The following is a 17,840-nucleotide window of genomic DNA, read 5'->3' as shown; positions in this document are numbered from 1 at the left end:
AGTCAGCATTCGCGCAGCGGTTCCCCACGTCACCCCTCCGGGTCAAAGCGAATAGGCATCGCCTTTATGGTGTTGATGAAGAAGGAGCGCATATAGCGTACCTCTCCAGCAAATTCGGGATTGCGCAAACGGGGAATCAGCTCTTCGAAGATGACCTTCAATTCCATCCTCGCCAGGTTCATACCGAGGCAGAAGTGTTCGCCGATGCCAAAGGCGCGAATATCACGTCGAAGGGTGGGCATCCGCTTGGCACGGTGAATATCAAAGGTCAGCGCATCGTCGCCAAACACGTCTTCATCGTGGTTGACCGCGTGATAGTGCAGGATCACTTTATCGCCTTTCTTGATATGGTGGCCATTCCACTCAACATCCTGCGTGGCCGTGCGACGCATGGCGATAAATGCAGTGTTGTAGCGCAACATTTCTTCGATGGCGTCGGGAATATCTTCCGGGTGGTCGACCAGATGCTGCAGCTGGTCAGGATGCTCAATCAGCAGTCGCATACCGTGAGAGGTCGCCGTGCGCGTGCTTTCATTGCCGCCCACCATAATCAGGATGAACATCCAGGCAAACATTTCTTCGGTAACTGGCTCACCATCCACCTCGCCATTGAGCAGCGCCTGCACCACCGGACTGGTGGGGTTCTCGCGCTGCTTGGCAGCCAGTTCCGCCGCGTAGGCAATCACCTCGAAGCTGGCGGCATTGGCCTCATCGCGCGTCGTTGCCACATCGGGATCATCGGCAAAGGTCATGGTATTGGTCCAGTCGAAGAACTGCTTTCTGTCTTCCTGCGGCACACCCAGCAATTCGAGAATCGCCATCAGCGGCAGCTCGGCGGCGACCTCTTCCACAAACTCGCAGCGTCCTTTTTTCGCCACACGATCAACAATCTGACGCGCCCCCTTTCTCAACCAGCTCTCCATATCCGCCACCGCCTTGGGCGTGAAGGCGTCGCGAAGAATCTTGCGATACTTCATATGCTTGGGGGGATCCATGGCAATGATGATGTTCTCCTGCATCACCGCCTGAATCTCAACTTCCTCTGGCGGCACTTCCATCGGAAAGGCCCCCTTGAGATTGGAGGAAAACAATTCAGGATGCTGAGATACAAAATCCAGCGCATCGCGTTTAACCACCGCCCAATAGGGCACACCGTTCTCCGGGTCGTCCATGTAAACCATCGAACCCTGCTGACGGACTTTTGCCAGCTCCTCATAGGGCATACCGCCAACATAGGCATCCAAACTCAACAGATTAATGTGGGGACACTGACTCATAACGCTCTCCTCGACATGGGCCTAATCGGGCCATTATTGTTTTTTTAGTGGTCGTAAATCGTGGATATATCACCCTCACAAGCTAGCAGAGACACTCTGCCCCAGCGAGTTCATTTCGGGTCAGGCCACTGGTCGAAGCGGCAACATTCATCGATAATGCGCCCCTTCACGTCCCCTCCTGCGAGCACCGACCATGACCCTGGCTACCCTGCGATTGAACAAGAACGAAGAACGCCGCCTGCGGGGAGGACACCTGTGGATTTACAGCAACGAGGTGGATAAACAGGCCAGCCCGCTGAAGAGTTTCGAACCCGGACAGCAAGTGCTGGTGGAGTCGTCTCAGGGAAAGCCGCTGGGCGTCGCGTATGTGAATCCCCAGTCCCTGATCTGCGCGCGACTGTTGAGTCAGGGGCAAACACCGTTCGCACAGCGCGATATCGAACAACGACTTCAGCAGGCGCTTGCCTTGCGAGAACAGCTTTTCGAGCACCCTTGCTATCGGCTCGTCTACGGGGAAAGCGATCTGCTTCCCGGCCTGGTCGTCGACCGCTTCGGCGATCATCTGTCGGTTCAATTCAATACGGCGGGAATGGAAGCGCTGCGTGAGCCCGTGCTGGCAGCGCTGGAGAAACTGCTTGCTCCCGCCTCCATCCTGCTGCGCAACGACGCCTCGGTTCGCCAGCTGGAAGGCCTGCCCAGCGAGGTGGAGTGCGTGCTCGGTCAGTCGCCGGAGGATGTTGAACTGGTAGAAAACGGCGTTCGCTTTGTGGCGCCGCTGGCCAGTGGCCAGAAGACCGGCTGGTTCTACGACCAGCGCCCCAACCGCGCCTGGCTGCGGGATATCGTCAAAGGCAAACGTGTACTGGACGTGTTCAGCTATGTGGGCAGCTTCGGCGTACAGGCGGGCGCCTTTGGCGCCAGCGAAGTCTGGTGTAATGATGCCTCTGAACTGGCGCTGGAAAAGGCCCACGAAAATGCCGCGCTGAACGGTATCAGCGACCGTTTTAACACGCTGCACGGCGATGCCTTCGCGGCACTGCGCCAGCTCAAGGAAGACGGTCAGCGCTTCGATGTGATTGTGGTTGATCCTCCCGCCTTTATAAAACGCAAGAAAGATCAGAAAGAAGGCATTCAGGCCTATCGCCGTATCAACGAGCTGGCGATGCGGCTGCTTGAGCCCGGCGGCTACCTGCTGTCGGGCTCCTGTTCGATGCATATGCCAAGAGAGGAACTGCTGGATATCGTTCGTGCGGCGTCACGACATATCGACCGCCACGCCCAGATTTTAGCGGAGGGCATGCAAGGCGCTGATCACCCCGTGCATCCCGCCATTCCCGAAACGCGGTATCTGAAAGCGGTGCTCAGTCGAATCTGTCGCGCCTAGTCACACGCAGCGGAAGATGGTTTTCCGCTGCAATCTACCCAATTCCTCTCATTAAAAACGCGAGTATCGGCGTTTAAGCGACGGCCGCTATTTAAACCGTTACTGAGATTGCTTATTATTTGCGCCTTCACTACAAAAACCGACTCTCAGGACACCCCATGCCGCATCGCCCCTACCGCCTCAGTGCCGCCGTACTCGCTGCCAGCCTAAGCCAGCTCGGCCTTGCCGCAACGCCAACCAAGCTGGAAGAAATCCGCGTAACCGGCGAACCGATGCAACGCAGCAGCCTGGAAACCATTTCCAGCATCAGCATTGTGAGCGAGCAGGAGATTGAGGCGCGCAATATTCGCGATCTGTACGACCTGCTGCTGCGCACACCCAATGTGAACGCCGCCAAGGAAGACAAATTCTCGGTGCGCGGCATTTCCAACGAGGGTATCGGCCCCGGCGGTGCCGGACGACCGACCGTCAGCGTATTTATCGATGGTGCCCGTGCGCCAGGCCGGGGTGTAGGTAACACCTGGGATGTGGAGCAAGTGGAATTCTACCGTGGCCCGCAGTCAACAGCCTTCGGCCCCGGCTCACTGGCGGGGGCAATCTTCATCAATACCCGCGATCCCGGCGACGAGCTGAACGGACAAGTCAAAGCCGGTGTCTCCAACTACGGCGGACAAGAAGCGGGCATTGCGGTTGGCGGTGCACTGGGTGGCGGCTTTTCCGCACGCTACGCCGGCGAGACAAACCACAGCGATGGCGAAGTCACCAATACTACGCTCTACGATGACGAGTGGCAGGCCCGCACGCGGTATCTGCAACGCGCCAAACTGGGCTGGGCGGGCGACCGCTATCAGGCCATGCTGAATGTGCAATCCACCAAGCTCCGCGAAGGCAATGAGTACATTCCGCCCGCCACCGCAGAGCAGCGTATCTCTACCGATAATGTTGATGGGTATTACCTCGACGACACCTTGCTGGTCAGCCTGAACCAACAGCTGCAAATCGGCGAAACCAGCCGCCTGGAGTGGATTCTAAGCCACTCCGACAGCTACAACCGCCGCAAGGGTGACTACGACGTTTCCGCCGACGATAACGGCTTTTTCGTTAACACCACCGACGCGACAAACAATGCTGCAGAGCTGCGCTTCCATATCGACCGCCCCGGATTGCGGGCCGTGGTTGGCGCTTACTATGCCGAAGACACGCTGGATGGCAGTTCGCGTACTGAAGGGCTGATTTACTCGATAAGTGGCCTTCAGGTGCGCGCCTTCGCCGATCTGCTGGCCAAGCGGGAAGCGGAAACGCAGGCGCTTTACGCTGAAGCAGACATCGACCTCAGCCAGTCGCTGACCTTGACGCTTGGCGCGCGCTATGAGGAAAACGACGCCGATAATCGCAGCGCCTTTATCGTTGACGAGGCCTACCCGGTCGACCCGATCACCGGCACCACGCTACCCACCAATGTTGGCCCCGTACTGGCAGCGGTGCTGGACAGCGACGCCACCGCCCCCAACGGCGACGAGGTATGGTTGCCCAAACTCGCGCTCAGCTATCAGATTACCGATGTTCTCAGCGCCTTTATTACCCACAGCTACGGTTACCGTGCGGGCTCAGTGGATTTCGTCAGTGATGGGCAGTCGCCCACCTACGGCCCCGAGTACACCAAGAACTGGGATCTCGGTCTGAAATATCAGGGCGAGCGCTGGTATGTTCAGGGCAGCTTGTTCCGTGTGGATTACGACGATATGCAGATTGGTGTACGCGTGGATGCCTCCACCTTCCGCACCGACAACGCCGGTGAAGCGCGTGCTCAGGGGATAGAACTGGAGTTCCGTGGCGAGCTGCTGGCCGGGCTGAGCCTGTTTGGCGGCGTCGGCTATACCGACACGGAATTTGTCGACTATATCGATGAAGAAGAAAGTTTTAACGGCAAGCACTTCCCCAATGCACCCCGCCTGACCGCCACGCTGGGATTGAATTACCAACACAGCAGCGGCCTGTTTGCCGACCTGAGCTGGTCGCGCAGTGAAAACAGCTTCACCGACCGAGAGAATACGCCGACCCTGATGGCCGATGCCCGCGACCTGTTTTCCGCCCGACTGGGCTGGCAAAACGACAGTTGGCGCGCCGAGCTCTACGGCAAAAACCTGACGGATACCTTTTACGTCACCGACCGGTTCAACAACCCGTCATTGGGTATCGACGCCGTCTTTGTCGGCGACCCGAAAGAATACGGCGCGCGACTCAGCTACCGCTTCTGATCGCACACACTGATCATGGCGCGGGATTAGGATGCGCCGTATGCACAGCCTCGATATCGCTTAGCACCGCCTCGCTCAGCGCCAGACCGGCGCTGTCGATATTGCTCTTGAGCTGAGTCAGGCTGGTCGCGCCGATAATATTGCTGGTCACAAATGGCTGGCGATTGATAAAAGCCAGCGACATCTGCGCAACGTCCAAACCGTGCTTTTCGGCCACTTGCGCATAGGCCTCGGCTGCCGCGACAGCCTGGGGGTTGTTATAGCGCTGAAAACGATCAAATAGCGTCAGGCGTGCCCCCGCCGGTCGCGCCCCGTCACGGTACTTGCCCGCCAACACACCGAAGGCCAGCGGGGAATAGGCCAGCAAGCCCACCCGCTCTCGCATCGCCATTTCCGCCAAACCCACTTCAAAACTGCGATTAAGCAGATTGTAGGGGTTCTGAATACTCACCACCCTCGGCAGCGCATAGCGGTCAGCCAGCCTCAGGAAGTTCATCACGCCCCAGGGGGTCTCATTGCTCAGGCCGACCGTTTTAATCTGTCCCGCCGCCACCAGATCTGCCAACGTCGCCAGCAGTTCATGCTGGTTGGCGAGCACATCGTGACTGTCTTCGCTGTATTGATAGCCAAGCTTGCCGAAAAAATTCGTTTCGCGATTGGGCCAATGAATCTGATAGAGGTCGAGATAATCGGTTTGCAGACGCGCCAGACTGCCTTCAAATGCGGCGAGCAGGCTGTCACGCGTCAGCCCGGCTGCCTGTCGAATATGTTCGTGCCCCGGCCCCGTCGCTTTGCTGGCCAGCACAATATCATCACGCTTGCCACGCTGGCGCAGCCAGTGGCCGATGTACTGCTCGGTACGGCCCTGCGTCTCGGCGACGGGTGGCACCGGATACATCTCAGCAGTGTCGAAAAAATTGACGCCACGAGACCGCGCATAATCCATTTGCGCAAACGCTTCGTCCCGGCTGTTCTGCTCACCCCAGGTCATGGTCCCCAGGCAAATTTCGCTGACCTCGATCGTCGAGTCGCCCAGCAATCGATAACGCATAGTTCTTCCCTGTTTTGATCGTAAAGGTTTGGGCTCACGCTGTCGGGACACCCCCTACAACGCACCTCCGCAACTGCTGCCCTGCCCGGCCGTGCAGCCGAAACAGTGCCCCGCAACTCGAATTGGCTGCTCATCCAAACTGTCCGTGAGCAAATCGCGCAGATGCCGACGTGAACCGGGAACCGCCAAGCCCAACTGCTGATTGAAATCACAGTCGTAAAGGTAGCCCTGCCAATCCACACTGACCAGGCTGCGACACATCACTGAGAGCAGGTTGTCCTCACTGTAGCTGTCCCTGAGCAACTGCAGATAATCACCGAACTGCCCACGGGAAATCAGCGTAGACCCAAAACGCTGAATCGGCATATTCGCCAGCGCAAACAACTGATTGAAGACAATCCCAAAGTGCGCCTGTAACTCCCGGCGGTAATCGGCCTCGAGCGCTTGCTGCTGGGGCGGCAGTGACGGCCCCTGCGGGTTGTAGACCAGATTGAGCACCCGCCCCGATCCCGGCTCGCCGTAACCCAGCGAATTCAGGGTTTGCAGTGCCGCGATACTTTTGTCGAAGACGCCCTCGCCACGCTGGGCATCGACATTATCCAGAGAATAGCAGGGCAGTGACGCAACCACGTCAACCTCCTGGTCAGCCAGAAACTCTGCCAGTCCCTCCTGCCCCGGCTCAAACAGAATCGTGAGGTTACAGCGGTCGATAACCTTCACCCCCATCGCGGTCGCCTCACTCACCAGATCGCGAAACCCGGGATGCAGCTCCGGAGCACCGCCCGTCAAATCCAGCTGGGCAATATTACGTGCGGCCAAAACCTTGGGGATCAGCGCAAGATGCTCCTCCGTCATCATCTCAGTTCGGGTCGGCCCGGCATTCACATGACAGTGAAGACAGCGCTGATTGCAGCGATAACCGAGGTTCACCTGCAGCGTTTCCAGTGCCCCCCGATTCAGCGACGGAAAGTCGATAAGCTCCAGTAATGGCAGAGTTTCGTGCATGATTCTCCCAGGCGATATGGCGGCGTTGAGTGCAGTGTTCCACATGCGTTTCGCGGATGACAGTACTGCGGTATACGCGCCACAATCCGATGCAGAGCCCGCCGGACCGACTCGCAACACGCAAAGAAAGCCAAATCCGCTCAATAAACCACCAATTCAGGCGCGCAGCGGCGAAAAATTCCTTTATAATGCGCGGTTTTCACGCGACAGGACCAAAGCGAATGTCAGCAAAAGTCGCCCTGATCATGGGCTCTAAAAGCGATTGGGACACCATGCGCCCCGCCACCGAGATCATGACCGAACTGGGCGTGGAGCATCACGTAGAAGTGGTCTCTGCACACCGCACCCCGGATAAACTGATGGCCTTTGCCGAGAGCGCTGTCGATAACGGCTATTCTGTCATTATCGCTGGCGCTGGTGGCGCCGCTCACCTGCCCGGCATGGTGGCCTCCAAAACCCGCCTGCCGGTGCTGGGCGTGCCAGTGCAAAGTCGCGCATTGAATGGCATGGACAGCCTGCTATCGATCGTGCAGATGCCCAAGGGGATCGCCGTGGGCACCCTGGCGATTGGCACGGCTGGCGCATTTAACGCCGGACTGCTGGCCTGCCAGATTCTGGCGACGCACGACACTGAACTCGCCGGACGCCTCGAGCACTTCCGCAAAACCCAGACCGACGCCGTGCTGGACAACCCGGATCCGCGGGAGGCCTGATGCAGACAGTTTGGGTACTGGGCGCCGGTCAGCTGGGCGCCATGCTTCAACAGGCGGCCTACCCGCTGGCCCTGCGCGTGATTCCGCTCGACCCTGACGACCGCAATCTGCCGGAAATCGGTGATGGCGATCTGGTCACAGCGGAGCGCGAACAGTGGCCGGAAACCCCGATGACCACGCTGCTCAGCCAGCACCCCAACTTCGTCAACGCCGACGTATTCTGGCGCATCGCCGATCGCTTCCACCAGAAGTCGCTGCTCGACAGCCTTGGCGTTGCCACAGCTCCGTGGCGTGACGTGGAAGCCGAAACCGCATCCCGGGAGCTTCACGATGCGCTGGGCGAAAAGGTTCTGCTGAAACGCCGCACCGGCGGCTACGACGGCAAAGGGCAATACTGGCTCGACCGTGCCCAGCCGGAACCCGTACCCGAAGACTGGCGCGGCACGGCGATTGCCGAGCAGAAAATTCCGTTTATGGAAGAACTGTCGCTGGTCGGCGGGCGCGACCGTGATGGAAAGAAAGTCTTCTATCCGCTCACCCTGAATCTGCACAGTGACGGCATTCTGATGGCGTCTGTCGCACCGCTGCGCCGCGTGAACCACCTGCAGGGCCAGGCGGAAGCCATGCTCGGCAAGATCATGGATGCCATGAGCTATGTTGGCGTGATGGCGATGGAGTGTTTCCGCGTTGACGATACCCTGATCGTCAATGAGCTGGCACCGCGAGTGCACAACAGTGGCCACTGGACCCAGGCGGGCGCCTGCGTCAGCCAGTTTGAAATGCACCTGCGCGCCGTCGCCGGCCTGCCGCTGAAGGCCCCGGAAGTGCGTGGCCAGAGCGCGATGATTAATCTGATTGGTATGGAGCGGGAAACCCGCTGGCTGGAAGTGCCCGCCTGCCAGGTGTACTGGTACGGCAAAGAGGTGCGCCCCGGCCGCAAGCTCGGCCATATCAATATCAACCACCCGGAAACCGCCCCCCTTCACGACGCGCTGACCGCGCTGCGCCCCCTGCTGCCCGAGCATTACGGCAAGGCCCTGGATTGGGTGGCCGAGGCGCTTTAAGCGCCTCGCGTCACAACTGCCACTGGGCGTCTTCGGCGGCCAGTTGGCGCAAACCTGCCAGCGCTTCATTGAGCAGTGGTCGATCATCCTCCCGGCGGTATTGCAGATATATCGGATAGCTGAACTGCGGCGCCCCCGCCACGGTATGTAATTCCCCGCTATGGAGATACGGCGCCACCACCCGTTGCCGAAAATAGCCCCGACCGCCCCCGTCGAGCATGGCACGCAACGCCAGCGGCCCCAGCGTGCAGTGACTGGCCCCCTCTCGCTCATGCGGCAGGCTGGCCTCAAACTGCTCGGCGAATCCCGGCCCCCAATCCACCAGGTACAGCGGCCCGTCGCGGTGCGGCGTTTCCACCAGCAGCAGCGTTTCCTCCAGCAGCAGCTCCACCTGCAAGGCGCTGTGGTAACGGGGAAGATGGACCAATGCGGCATCGAGCTGCCGCTGTTGCACCGCCTCCCCCAAACGCTCCGCCTCGTCGACCCGCGCATCGAGACGGCAGGCAGATGGCTGCCGGTTCATCCAGGCCAGCCAGCGGCTGAGCAGCGGATTCCACAGACTGGTTTCCGCGCCTACCGCCAGTCGCGGTCGCTCAACATCCACTTCACGCAGTGCTTGCTGCGCCTGCTCCCAATGGATCAGGAGCTGACGAGCATGCGGTGCAAAGCGCTCACCTTCCGGCGTCAGTCGGGCACCGCTGCGATTGCGCACAAACAGGCGACAGCCGAGCTGCTCTTCAAGGCTGTGGAGTCTGGCAGTCACAGCTGTTTGGCTGATATGCAGACGTTCGGCGGCGGCCAGCAGACTGCCAGCGCTCATGATTTCCAGAAAGGTTGAGAGCAGTGAACGATCCATTTTTAATACAAAAATAGTGAATTTAAATAACAAAAACATTCATTAAACAGAACTTAATAGCCAGCGTACACTGCGCCGCTCATCACCGCCATGCTGTATCTGGAGTTTCGACGCGTGTCCCGCCTTACCCTGCTTCATCCCGTTGCCCGCTATCTGGGCGTTGAAACTAATAGCACCTCACATCTGGAAAAGTGGCTGTCGATTGTGGGCAGTGCCTTGGGGATCGGTCTGGCGAGCCTGATGAATCAATGGTTGCTGGGAGACCACTATTTAGCCTGGACGCTGGCGTCGATGGGCGCCTCCGCCGGATTGATCTTTGCCATCCCCGGCGGCGCGCTGTCACAGCCCTGGCCGGTACTGGCCGGACATCTGGTGGCGGGCGCTATCGGCGTGGCGAGTTACCGCTATCTGCCACTGGAATGGGCAGTGATTTCAGCCACCAGCCTGTCCGTTGGCGCGATGTACTATCTGCGCTGCCTGCATCCGCCCGGCATTGCCACGGCCGTGTTTGCCGTGATGGGCGGAGACGCGATACACGCGCAGGGTTTTGCCCTGTTGCTCAATCCAGTCTTGATCAATGCCACCTTGCTGGTACTGCTGGGCATGCTGTTCAACAGTGTCTTTCCCTGGCGGCGCTATCCGCGACATCACCAGACGGAGAGCGCCCCACAGGCCGGTGTCGGCGAGCAGGATATTGCCGCGGCCATGAGCCGTCTCGATACCTTCGTCGACATGAGCCCGGAGGAGTTATTGCGCGTCTATCAACAGGCCGAGCAACTGGCGGCTCAGCGCCGAACGAGCGCCACGGTCGTGCGCTTCCCCAGACGACGGCAGCCGACGGCGATCAACTCAGATAGTCAATCTGACGGAAACGCTCGCAGAGAAAGTCGATAAACAGACTGACTTTGGCAGACAGATGGCGGTTGTGAGGGTACACCGCCCACACCGCGGTATCGGTCGGTTGGTAGTCGTTCATCACCGCCTGCAGCCGCCCGGCTTGCAGGTCGTCGTAGACGTAAAACTCCGGCAACTGCACCAGGCCCAGACCTCGCCGAGCCGCCGCCAGCAGTGCGTGACCATTGTTGCTGCGCCAGCGGCCCTCCACTTTTAGCTCGCTGTGCTGGCCGTCGCGTTCGCGAAATCGCCAGGTCGCCAATGATCCCACCAGGCAGCTGTGATTGCGCAGGTCGCGCAGATTCTGCGGTATGCCGTAACGATCGAAATAGTCCCTGCTGCCACAGATCAATAAGCGTCGCTCGGCGATTCGCCGGGCAATCAACGAGGAATCCCTCAGCGTACCCGCGCGAATCGCCAGGTCGTAGCCCTCCTCGACCAAATCCACATTGCGGCTGCTGAAATCGATGTGCATGTTTAGCGCCGGATGCAGGTGCAAGAACTCCGCCGCCGCAGGTGCGACATAGCGCTCGCCAAAGGCCCCGGCAACACTGATCCGCAGATTGCCGCGCGGGGTATCCTGCTGCTCCATTACCGCCAGCTCGGTTTCCCGCATCTGGGCAAGAATGCTTTTGCAACGCAGGTAGTAGGCCTCGCCGGTTTCCGTCAGCGCCAGCGACCGGGTGCTGCGAGTGAGCAACTGCACACCGAGCTGATTTTCCAGTGCACTCAAACGGCGACTGGCGTGGGATTTGGAAATACCCAGTTGACGTGCCGCCGCCGAAAAGCTGCCGCTATCGACCACCTGCACGAGAATTTCCACCGCATCCCAATGCTTCATCTATTCCTCTCTCAGCACGCCACTGTTGCACCACAGGAACAATGAGTTTACCAAATAACGGATTTTTCTTTGAGGGATACCAATTTAGACTGTGGCAAATTGATTCATTCGAGAGGATGCCCCATGAAAACACGTGCCGCAGTCGCCTTTGGTGCTGGTAAACCCCTGGAAGTGCTGGAAGTCGATCTGGAAGGCCCCCGCGCGGGCGAGGTCATGATTGAGCTTAAGGCCACCGGTATCTGTCACACCGACGCATTTACCCTGTCGGGCGACGACCCCGAAGGCGAATTTCCCACCATTCTCGGCCACGAAGGAGCGGGCATTGTGGTGGAAGTGGGCGCGGGCGTGACCTCAGTAAAGCCGGGTGACCACGTCATTCCCCTCTACACCCCCGAGTGTCGTCAGTGCGAATACTGCCTCAACCCCAAAACCAATCTCTGTCAGTCCATCCGCACGACACAGGGCCAAGGCCTGATGCCCGACGGCACCAGCCGTTTCTCGCTGGATGGCAAACCACTGAAACACTACATGGGCTGCTCAACCTTCTCTAACTACACCGTATTGCCGGAAATCGCCGTGGCCAAAATCCGCGAAGACGCGCCTTTCGACAAGGTCTGCTACATCGGCTGTGGCGTGACCACGGGTATTGGCGCTGTAGCTTTCGACGCCAAAGTAGAACCCGGCAGCAACGTGGTGGTCTTCGGTCTGGGCGGCATCGGCCTGAACGTGATTCAGGGCGCCCGCATGGTCGGCGCCAACAAAATCATCGGTGTGGACCTGAACCCGGCCAAGGTTGAGCTGGCACGCAAATTCGGCATGACCGACTTCATTAACCCCCGCGATGTCGACAATGTCGTCGAAGCCATCGTGGACATGACCAACGGCGGTGCCGACTACAGCTTTGAGTGTATCGGCAATGTCACCACCATGCGTCAGGCACTCGAGTGCTGCCACAAAGGCTGGGGCGAGTCAGTGATTATCGGCGTAGCCGGTGCCGGGCAGGAAATTTCCACTCGTCCCTTCCAACTGGTCACCGGCCGCGTATGGCGCGGCAGTGCCTTCGGCGGTGCCCGTGGTCGTACCGATGTCCCCAAAATCGTAGACTGGTACATGGACGGCAAGATCAATATTGATGACCTGATCACCCACACCATGCCACTGGAAGACATCAACAAAGGCTTCGACCTGATGCACGCCGGTGAAAGTATTCGTTCGGTCGTGTTGTACTGAGCCTAAACGAAGGGAGTGACCTATGGAGCAGATTGCCGAAAACAAATGCTTTGGCGGCCTGCAACGCCGCTACACTCATCAGAGCCGCAGTCTGAACTGCCTGATGCATTTCTCCGTGTTTCTGCCACCCCAGGCCGAACACGGCAAGGTGCCCGTGCTGTACTGGCTGTCGGGCCTGACCTGCAGCGACGAAAACTTTGTGCAGAAAGCGGGTGCCCAGCAGTTTGCGGCGCGCTACGGGGTGGCGATTGTCGCCCCGGATACCAGTCCTCGTGGAGAGGGTGTGCCCGACGACCCCGATGCGGCCTATGACTTCGGTCTGGGCGCTGGCTTCTACGTCAATGCCACACAGCAGCCCTGGGCCGGGCACTACCAGATGGAGAGCTACATCAGCGAAGAACTGCCGGAGCTGATCAACGCCCACTTCCCGGTAGATGCCGAGAAGAGCGGCCTGTTCGGACACTCCATGGGTGGCCACGGCGCGCTGACACTGGGGTTGAAATACCCCCAGCGCTTCCGCAGTCTGTCGGCCTTCGCGCCCATCAGTTCACCGATGCATTGCCCCTGGGGCGAGAAAGCACTGGGCAACTATCTGGGCGATGATCGCGAGACATGGAAGCAGGCGGATAGCTGTGAACTGCTGCAACAGCACGGACAGCGAGCGCCGAAGATATTGGTGGATCAGGGCAGTGCCGACGCCTTTCTGTCGGAACAGCTCAAGCCGGAGTTATTACAGGCGGCTGCCACCGCCGGTGGCGCAGACCTGACCCTGCGCATGCAGCCCGGCTACGACCACAGCTATTTTTTCATTGCGAGCTTCATGGAAGACCACATTCGCTTCCACTGCGAGCAACTTGCCTGAACCTGGCCAAAACCCAGCAGAGTGACAACGGCGGACTCAGTCCGCCGTTTTTTCAAACAACAAATCCCACACACCGTGACCCAGGCGCTCACCGCGCTTTTCAAACTTGGTCACCGGCCGGTAATCAGGCCGAGGCGCGAACGCCCCCTCGCCCTGTGTATTGCGAAACCCTTCTGCCCCGCTCATCACCAGCATCATATGCTCGGCGTAATTTTCCCAATCGGTAGCCAAGTGAATGACCCCACCGGGTTTGAGTTTGCGACGCAGCAGCTGCACAAATTCCGGTTGCACCAGGCGTCGCTTGTGGTGGCGTTTTTTGTGCCAGGGATCAGGAAAGTAAATCTGCACCCGGCTCAGGCTGTTATCGGCAATACATTGCTCCAGCACCTCCACAGCATCGTCGCAGTAGGCGCGCAGGTTTTCGATCCCCGATTCGTCAATCAGATGCATCAGCCGACCTACACCCGGGCTGTGCACCTCAACCCCGATAAAGTCTTTGTCGGGCTCGGCCGCCGCCATCTGCGCCAGCGAATCGCCCATACCAAAACCGATTTCCAGCACTACGGGCGCGTCGCGACCAAACACCTCGGGCAGCACGATGGCGCCGTTTTTCAGCTCCAGGCCTTTGCTCGGCCAGTGCAGATCGTAGGCGCGCTTTTGGCCTTCCGTCATCCGCCCGGTGCGCAGCACAAAGCTGCGGATGCGGCGCATTTTCTGCGCAGTCTCACTCATGACAGACTCCGGAAGCCGGTGTAGGCGAGACAGGCCCAGCCAATCAGGAACAGCACACCACCGATGGGCGTAATCGCGCCCAGAATTTTAACGCCGCTAATCGCCAGTGCGTAGAGGCTGCCACTGAACACCACGATGCCCAGCCCAAACAACCAAACCGACGCTCGCAGCGCTGCGCTCTGCACCCCCTGCTGCAACATCACCGCAACCAGCAACAGTGCCAGCGTGTGATAAAAGTGGTACTGCACGGCCGTTTCATACACCGCCATCATGTCGGCAGACAGACGCTGTTTCAGCCCATGGGCACCAAATGCGCCAAGCGCCACTGCAAGAAAACCGGAAATACCCGCCAAGAGAAAAGCCATAGAGATTGATACCCCTGTGAAAACTGGGCGTATTGTAAAGTGCCGGGCGTGCCGCGCAAAGCCAGCGGCGGTCAGAAGGGCTGGCGGTACTCCACCCCTAATGCCAGATTATTCACATCCGAGCGCCGGTATTGGTTAAGGCGATACTCGGCTACCGCATACCAGCCACCGCGTATCCGCCAGCCAAGCTGCGCCTCGGCAACGATCGGGTTTGCCGGAAACCCCTTGGGCAGGGATTCATTAAAGCTGTGATCGATAAATCCAGCCAGATACAGGCGGTCGCTCAGCCAGGGAAAGTCCAGCCGAAAGCTGTGCTCCAACTGCCAGACCGATTCCGGGCGTCGATCCCACTGTTTGGCGTGCAAGGTGACGGAGTAACGCAGATGCCAAGCACGGAGCCTCTCGCCCAGCAGTGCGCTGTCATTGATCCGCCAGCGGATACCCAAACGACTGCGATCGTTGTCACTGCCGCTGCGAAAATTATGCTGAAAGCTCAGGTCAAAGGCTGACTCGGGGTGGAAACGCCAGCGCAAATTCTGCTCGCTGTAATAGCCTGGATTCTCCAATAGCGACCCCCGCCCTTCCTGCTTGTAAAGATTGATAAAACCGAAGTACGACCAGCCTGCCGGCAAATCACTGGCCAGATTCACCGTCAATGCAGAATCGGTTTCCACATCGCTGAGATAGGGGTAGAGGTTAATATCGAGAACGCCCGCCCTGGCGGGCGACAGCAACATCACCATCGGCAACAGCAGCAGCGCAACATGGCGTATCACCAAGGCAAGCCAGATCGTCATTCACCAAACCATCTCCCGCGGGGCAATGGGAGCCTTGTTATTGTGTTATGAGATCTTTTCTACCCCGCCGCGCGGCGGATCAGTATGCGTAATTGTGCGTGCCGGAGAGAGAAACAAAAACGCCCCGCATTGCGGGGCGTCAGATCAAGCTCCGAAGAGGGCGTTTAGTCCGCGTCTTCCATCGCCATTTTCAATTTTTTCATGGCCGCTTTTTCAAGCTGGCGAATACGCTCGGCAGAGACACCGTAACGATCAGCCAAGTCATGCAGTGTCGCCTTGTTGTCTGTCAGCCAGCGGCTTTGCAGAATATCGCGACTGCGTTCATCGAGCCCTTCCAGCGCCTGAACCAGACTCTGGTGATTGCGCTCTTCCCAGTTGTCAGCCTCCAGCAGCATTGCCGGATCCTGACTGCGATCTTCGAGGTAGTGAACCGGGGCGACATAGCTGCTGTCGTCATCGGAGTCGCTGGCATCAAAAGCCACATCTACCGAACTCAGCCGACCTTCCATACGACGTACTTCAGTCACGTCGACGCCGAGATCGGCCGCCACAGCGTGCGCTTCGTCGTTGCTCAACCAGGCCAGCTGCTTCTTGGCACTGCGCAGGTTGAAGAACAGTTTGCGCTGCGCCTTGGTGGTCGCCACTTTGACGATGCGCCAGTTGCGCAGCACATATTCGTGGATTTCGGCTTTAATCCAGTGCACGGCGAACGACACCAGTCGCACACCCTTACTGGGATCAAAGCGTTTGACCGCTTTCATCAAGCCGACATTGCCTTCCTGAATCAGGTCGGCCTGTGGCAAGCCGTAGCCACTGTAGCTCTTGGCAATGTGCACAACAAAGCGCAGGTGCGACATAACCAGTTCGCGTGCCGCTTCCAGATTGCCGTGGTCGTGAAGGTCTTCCGCCAGCTCCCGCTCCCGCTCAACGCTGAGTACGGGGATGCTGCCTACCGCCTGAATATATGCAGAGAGATCACCACCCGGCACAAGTTGCTGTACTGGCTGCAGATGGGTGCTCATGCACATCCTCCTTGCTGATTTCGCGCCCTCGGGAGTGAGGGAGCCCAAAAATACCGATCGCTTATTAGATGCCTAAAAAACCAAAAGTTCAAGGCCTGTCAGCCGGGCAGAAACTCCCGAAACACGGGCTCTCCGTCGAAACGCGCATCCAGCTGGGCGATCAGCGCATACACCCCCATCAGCTTGCGCATCACATACAAAAAATCCTTGGGCGGCAAGGCAAAATAGGTACTGATTGACGCCGCCACTGCACGCTTGGCAATCCGCTTGGGCAGATTGCTCCGCCGCCAGTTATAGAGGCCATCGTCGAGCGCTTCGGCGGGCGCCTCCGCCGCCGGACGCAGCGGTTCGGCAATATCGATGCCGATATCCACGAAGTTGTCGAGCACCGCCTCGGGGAAATCGGCTTTCATAAAACCGAGGTCAATGCTGCATTGCCGGAATGCCTCACGATCCCGGTGAAATGCCGCGACCATCATCTCACAGAAGCGCTCGGCAAACGTCACCGGCAGCAGGCGCATGGCGCCGAAGTCCAGCAGCACCAGCTTATCCCGTTCACCGTCGGGGTCGATACGCACCCGGTAGTTACCAAAGTTGGGGTCCGTCTGCATGCGTCGCCACTGGAACAGCTCAATCAGAAACAGTCGCAGCAGCGCTTTGCCCAGCTCATTGCGACGGCCTTGCGACAGCCCCGCCACTTCCGGCGCGGCCATCGGCAGCGATGCCTCATAACTCATGGTCAGCACTCGCCGAGTGCTGTAGCGAGCATAATTGCGCGGCACCACGTAGCGAGGTTCGTTGCAGAGCTGCTCAAAGGCGAAGTCGAGGTCGCGGCGCTCCTGTTCGTAGTCCACCTCTTTATGCAGCAACAGGCGGATATCGCCAAACCAGTCGTCGATATTTCGAGTGGCATCCATCAGGCGCGACAGCTTTAGCAAGGCCATTACCGCCTGAAAATCGGCGTCGATGGTCTGCGCCACCCCCGGGTACTGTACTTTGATGCACAGGGTGTCGCCGGTGTTGCGCTGTTCAGCAAGGTGAACCTGCCCCAGCGATGCTGCCGCCAGCGGCGCCTCGTCAATCTCCAGCTCGCTCAGTCGCACCGCGTCCAACTCGGCCTCAAGCACCTTGCGCATGGCGCGCCAGCTCATCGGCGGGGTATTGTCTTCCAGACTGTGCAGCGCCTCGGCCACTTCCGGCGGCAACAGGTAATCGGCATAAGTGGCCATCACCTGGCCTATTTTGACGACACTGCCCTTGAGTTTGCCCAGCTCGTCGATAAAGAACGCAGCATTCTGGCGCCGCTGCGCCAGCGCCGCCTCTTCATCGTGACCAAACCGCTCGCGCAGCGACTGCCGCAGAGCGCGGCTACCGTAGCGCAAACCAACCTTGGACAATTCGAGGCGTCGGGCCAGCCCCCCGGTTTTCAGCCTGTGCAGGGATTTCTCGTCGTTACTACTCATGATGGCACCGTGTCATGGCGGGAAGC

17 protein-coding genes are annotated in these 17,840 nt (G+C 59.0%); 7 read left to right on the top strand and 10 right to left on the bottom strand.

Features of this window, described 5'->3' with window-relative positions; genetic code table 11:
- Positions 1-29 precede the first annotated feature (29 nt).
- Complete coding sequence (locus tag G411_RS0111020; RefSeq protein ID WP_022959265.1) at positions 30-1,277, bottom strand: cytochrome P450; 1,248 nt, start codon at positions 1,275-1,277, stop codon at positions 30-32.
- A 193-nt stretch (positions 1,278-1,470) separates the two neighbouring features.
- Between G411_RS0111020 and G411_RS0111015 the strand changes: the two genes are divergently transcribed.
- Both G411_RS0111015 and G411_RS0111010 read left to right on the top strand, forming a co-directional pair.
- Positions 1,471-2,661 (top strand): class I SAM-dependent rRNA methyltransferase, encoded by a 1,191-nt coding sequence (locus tag G411_RS0111015; protein ID WP_022959264.1) that lies wholly within the window; start codon positions 1,471-1,473, stop codon positions 2,659-2,661.
- 158 nt (positions 2,662-2,819) lie between these two features.
- Complete coding sequence (locus G411_RS0111010; protein ID WP_022959263.1) at positions 2,820-4,919, top strand: TonB-dependent receptor; 2,100 nt, start codon at positions 2,820-2,822, stop codon at positions 4,917-4,919.
- Positions 4,920-4,932: 13 nt separating this feature from the next.
- On the opposite strand, the gene G411_RS0111005 is transcribed toward G411_RS0111010, so the two are convergent.
- Positions 4,933-5,970 carry an NADP(H)-dependent aldo-keto reductase gene (locus G411_RS0111005; protein ID WP_022959262.1) on the bottom strand — a complete coding sequence of 346 codons (1,038 nt, stop codon included), beginning with the start codon at positions 5,968-5,970 and terminating at the stop codon, positions 4,933-4,935.
- 54 nt (positions 5,971-6,024) lie between these two features.
- Positions 6,025-6,975, bottom strand: coding sequence for an arsenosugar biosynthesis radical SAM (seleno)protein ArsS (gene arsS, locus G411_RS0111000; protein WP_022959261.1), 951 nt, complete (start codon positions 6,973-6,975; stop codon positions 6,025-6,027).
- Positions 6,976-7,196: 221 nt separating this feature from the next.
- On the opposite strand from arsS, the gene purE reads away from it, so the two are divergent.
- Together purE and purK are read left to right on the top strand one after the other, a co-directional pair.
- Positions 7,197-7,688: a 5-(carboxyamino)imidazole ribonucleotide mutase gene (purE, locus tag G411_RS0110995; protein ID WP_022959260.1), complete on the top strand. Its 492-nt coding sequence runs from the start codon at positions 7,197-7,199 to the stop codon at positions 7,686-7,688.
- Positions 7,688-8,752, top strand: a complete 1,065-nt coding sequence (purK, locus tag G411_RS0110990) for a 5-(carboxyamino)imidazole ribonucleotide synthase (protein ID WP_022959259.1) — start codon at positions 7,688-7,690, stop codon at positions 8,750-8,752. The genes purE and purK overlap by 1 nt, the downstream gene beginning before the upstream one ends.
- Before the next feature lie 10 nt (positions 8,753-8,762).
- On the opposite strand, the gene G411_RS0110985 is transcribed toward purK, so the two are convergent.
- Positions 8,763-9,608: a LysR family transcriptional regulator gene (locus tag G411_RS0110985; protein WP_028968352.1), complete on the bottom strand. Its 846-nt coding sequence runs from the start codon at positions 9,606-9,608 to the stop codon at positions 8,763-8,765.
- 114 nt (positions 9,609-9,722) lie between these two features.
- Here G411_RS0110985 and G411_RS20190 point away from each other — a divergent pair, with 114 nt between their 5' ends.
- Positions 9,723-10,502 (top strand): HPP family protein, encoded by a 780-nt coding sequence (locus tag G411_RS20190; RefSeq protein WP_169530667.1) that lies wholly within the window; start codon positions 9,723-9,725, stop codon positions 10,500-10,502.
- On the opposite strand, the gene G411_RS0110975 is transcribed toward G411_RS20190, so the two are convergent.
- Positions 10,453-11,343: a LysR family transcriptional regulator gene (locus tag G411_RS0110975; RefSeq protein WP_022959256.1), complete on the bottom strand. Its 891-nt coding sequence runs from the start codon at positions 11,341-11,343 to the stop codon at positions 10,453-10,455. The genes G411_RS20190 and G411_RS0110975 overlap by 50 nt on opposite strands.
- A 123-nt stretch (positions 11,344-11,466) precedes the next feature.
- Here G411_RS0110975 and G411_RS0110970 point away from each other — a divergent pair, with 123 nt between their 5' ends.
- Positions 11,467-12,573 carry an S-(hydroxymethyl)glutathione dehydrogenase/class III alcohol dehydrogenase gene (locus tag G411_RS0110970; protein ID WP_022959255.1) on the top strand — a complete coding sequence of 369 codons (1,107 nt, stop codon included), beginning with the start codon at positions 11,467-11,469 and terminating at the stop codon, positions 12,571-12,573.
- Between the two features lie 22 nt (positions 12,574-12,595).
- Complete coding sequence (gene fghA / locus G411_RS0110965; RefSeq protein ID WP_022959254.1) at positions 12,596-13,435, top strand: S-formylglutathione hydrolase; 840 nt, start codon at positions 12,596-12,598, stop codon at positions 13,433-13,435.
- Positions 13,436-13,471: 36 nt separating this feature from the next.
- Here the strand turns inward: fghA and trmB are convergent, their stop codons facing one another.
- The 5 genes from trmB to G411_RS0110940 form a co-directional block, all read right to left on the bottom strand.
- Positions 13,472-14,167, bottom strand: a complete 696-nt coding sequence (gene trmB / locus G411_RS0110960) for a tRNA (guanosine(46)-N7)-methyltransferase TrmB (RefSeq protein WP_022959253.1) — start codon at positions 14,165-14,167, stop codon at positions 13,472-13,474.
- Positions 14,164-14,532 (bottom strand): DUF423 domain-containing protein, encoded by a 369-nt coding sequence (locus tag G411_RS0110955; RefSeq protein ID WP_022959252.1) that lies wholly within the window; start codon positions 14,530-14,532, stop codon positions 14,164-14,166. The genes trmB and G411_RS0110955 overlap by 4 nt, the downstream gene beginning before the upstream one ends.
- A gap of 71 nt (positions 14,533-14,603) precedes the next feature.
- Positions 14,604-15,329 (bottom strand): hypothetical protein, encoded by a 726-nt coding sequence (locus G411_RS20185; protein WP_022959251.1) that lies wholly within the window; start codon positions 15,327-15,329, stop codon positions 14,604-14,606.
- Between the two features lie 164 nt (positions 15,330-15,493).
- On the bottom strand, positions 15,494-16,351 hold the full coding sequence (rpoH, locus tag G411_RS0110945) for an RNA polymerase sigma factor RpoH (RefSeq protein ID WP_022959250.1): 858 nt from the start codon (positions 16,349-16,351) through the stop codon (positions 15,494-15,496).
- A 98-nt stretch (positions 16,352-16,449) separates the two neighbouring features.
- Positions 16,450-17,814 (bottom strand): ABC1 kinase family protein, encoded by a 1,365-nt coding sequence (locus tag G411_RS0110940; protein ID WP_022959249.1) that lies wholly within the window; start codon positions 17,812-17,814, stop codon positions 16,450-16,452.
- Between the last annotated feature and the right edge of the window lie 26 nt (positions 17,815-17,840).

Origin of the sequence: Spongiibacter tropicus DSM 19543 (assembly GCF_000420325.1) — a bacterium.
GTDB lineage: Bacteria > Pseudomonadota > Gammaproteobacteria > Pseudomonadales > Spongiibacteraceae > Spongiibacter > Spongiibacter tropicus.
This window is presented reverse-complemented; position numbering and strand designations above follow the sequence as displayed.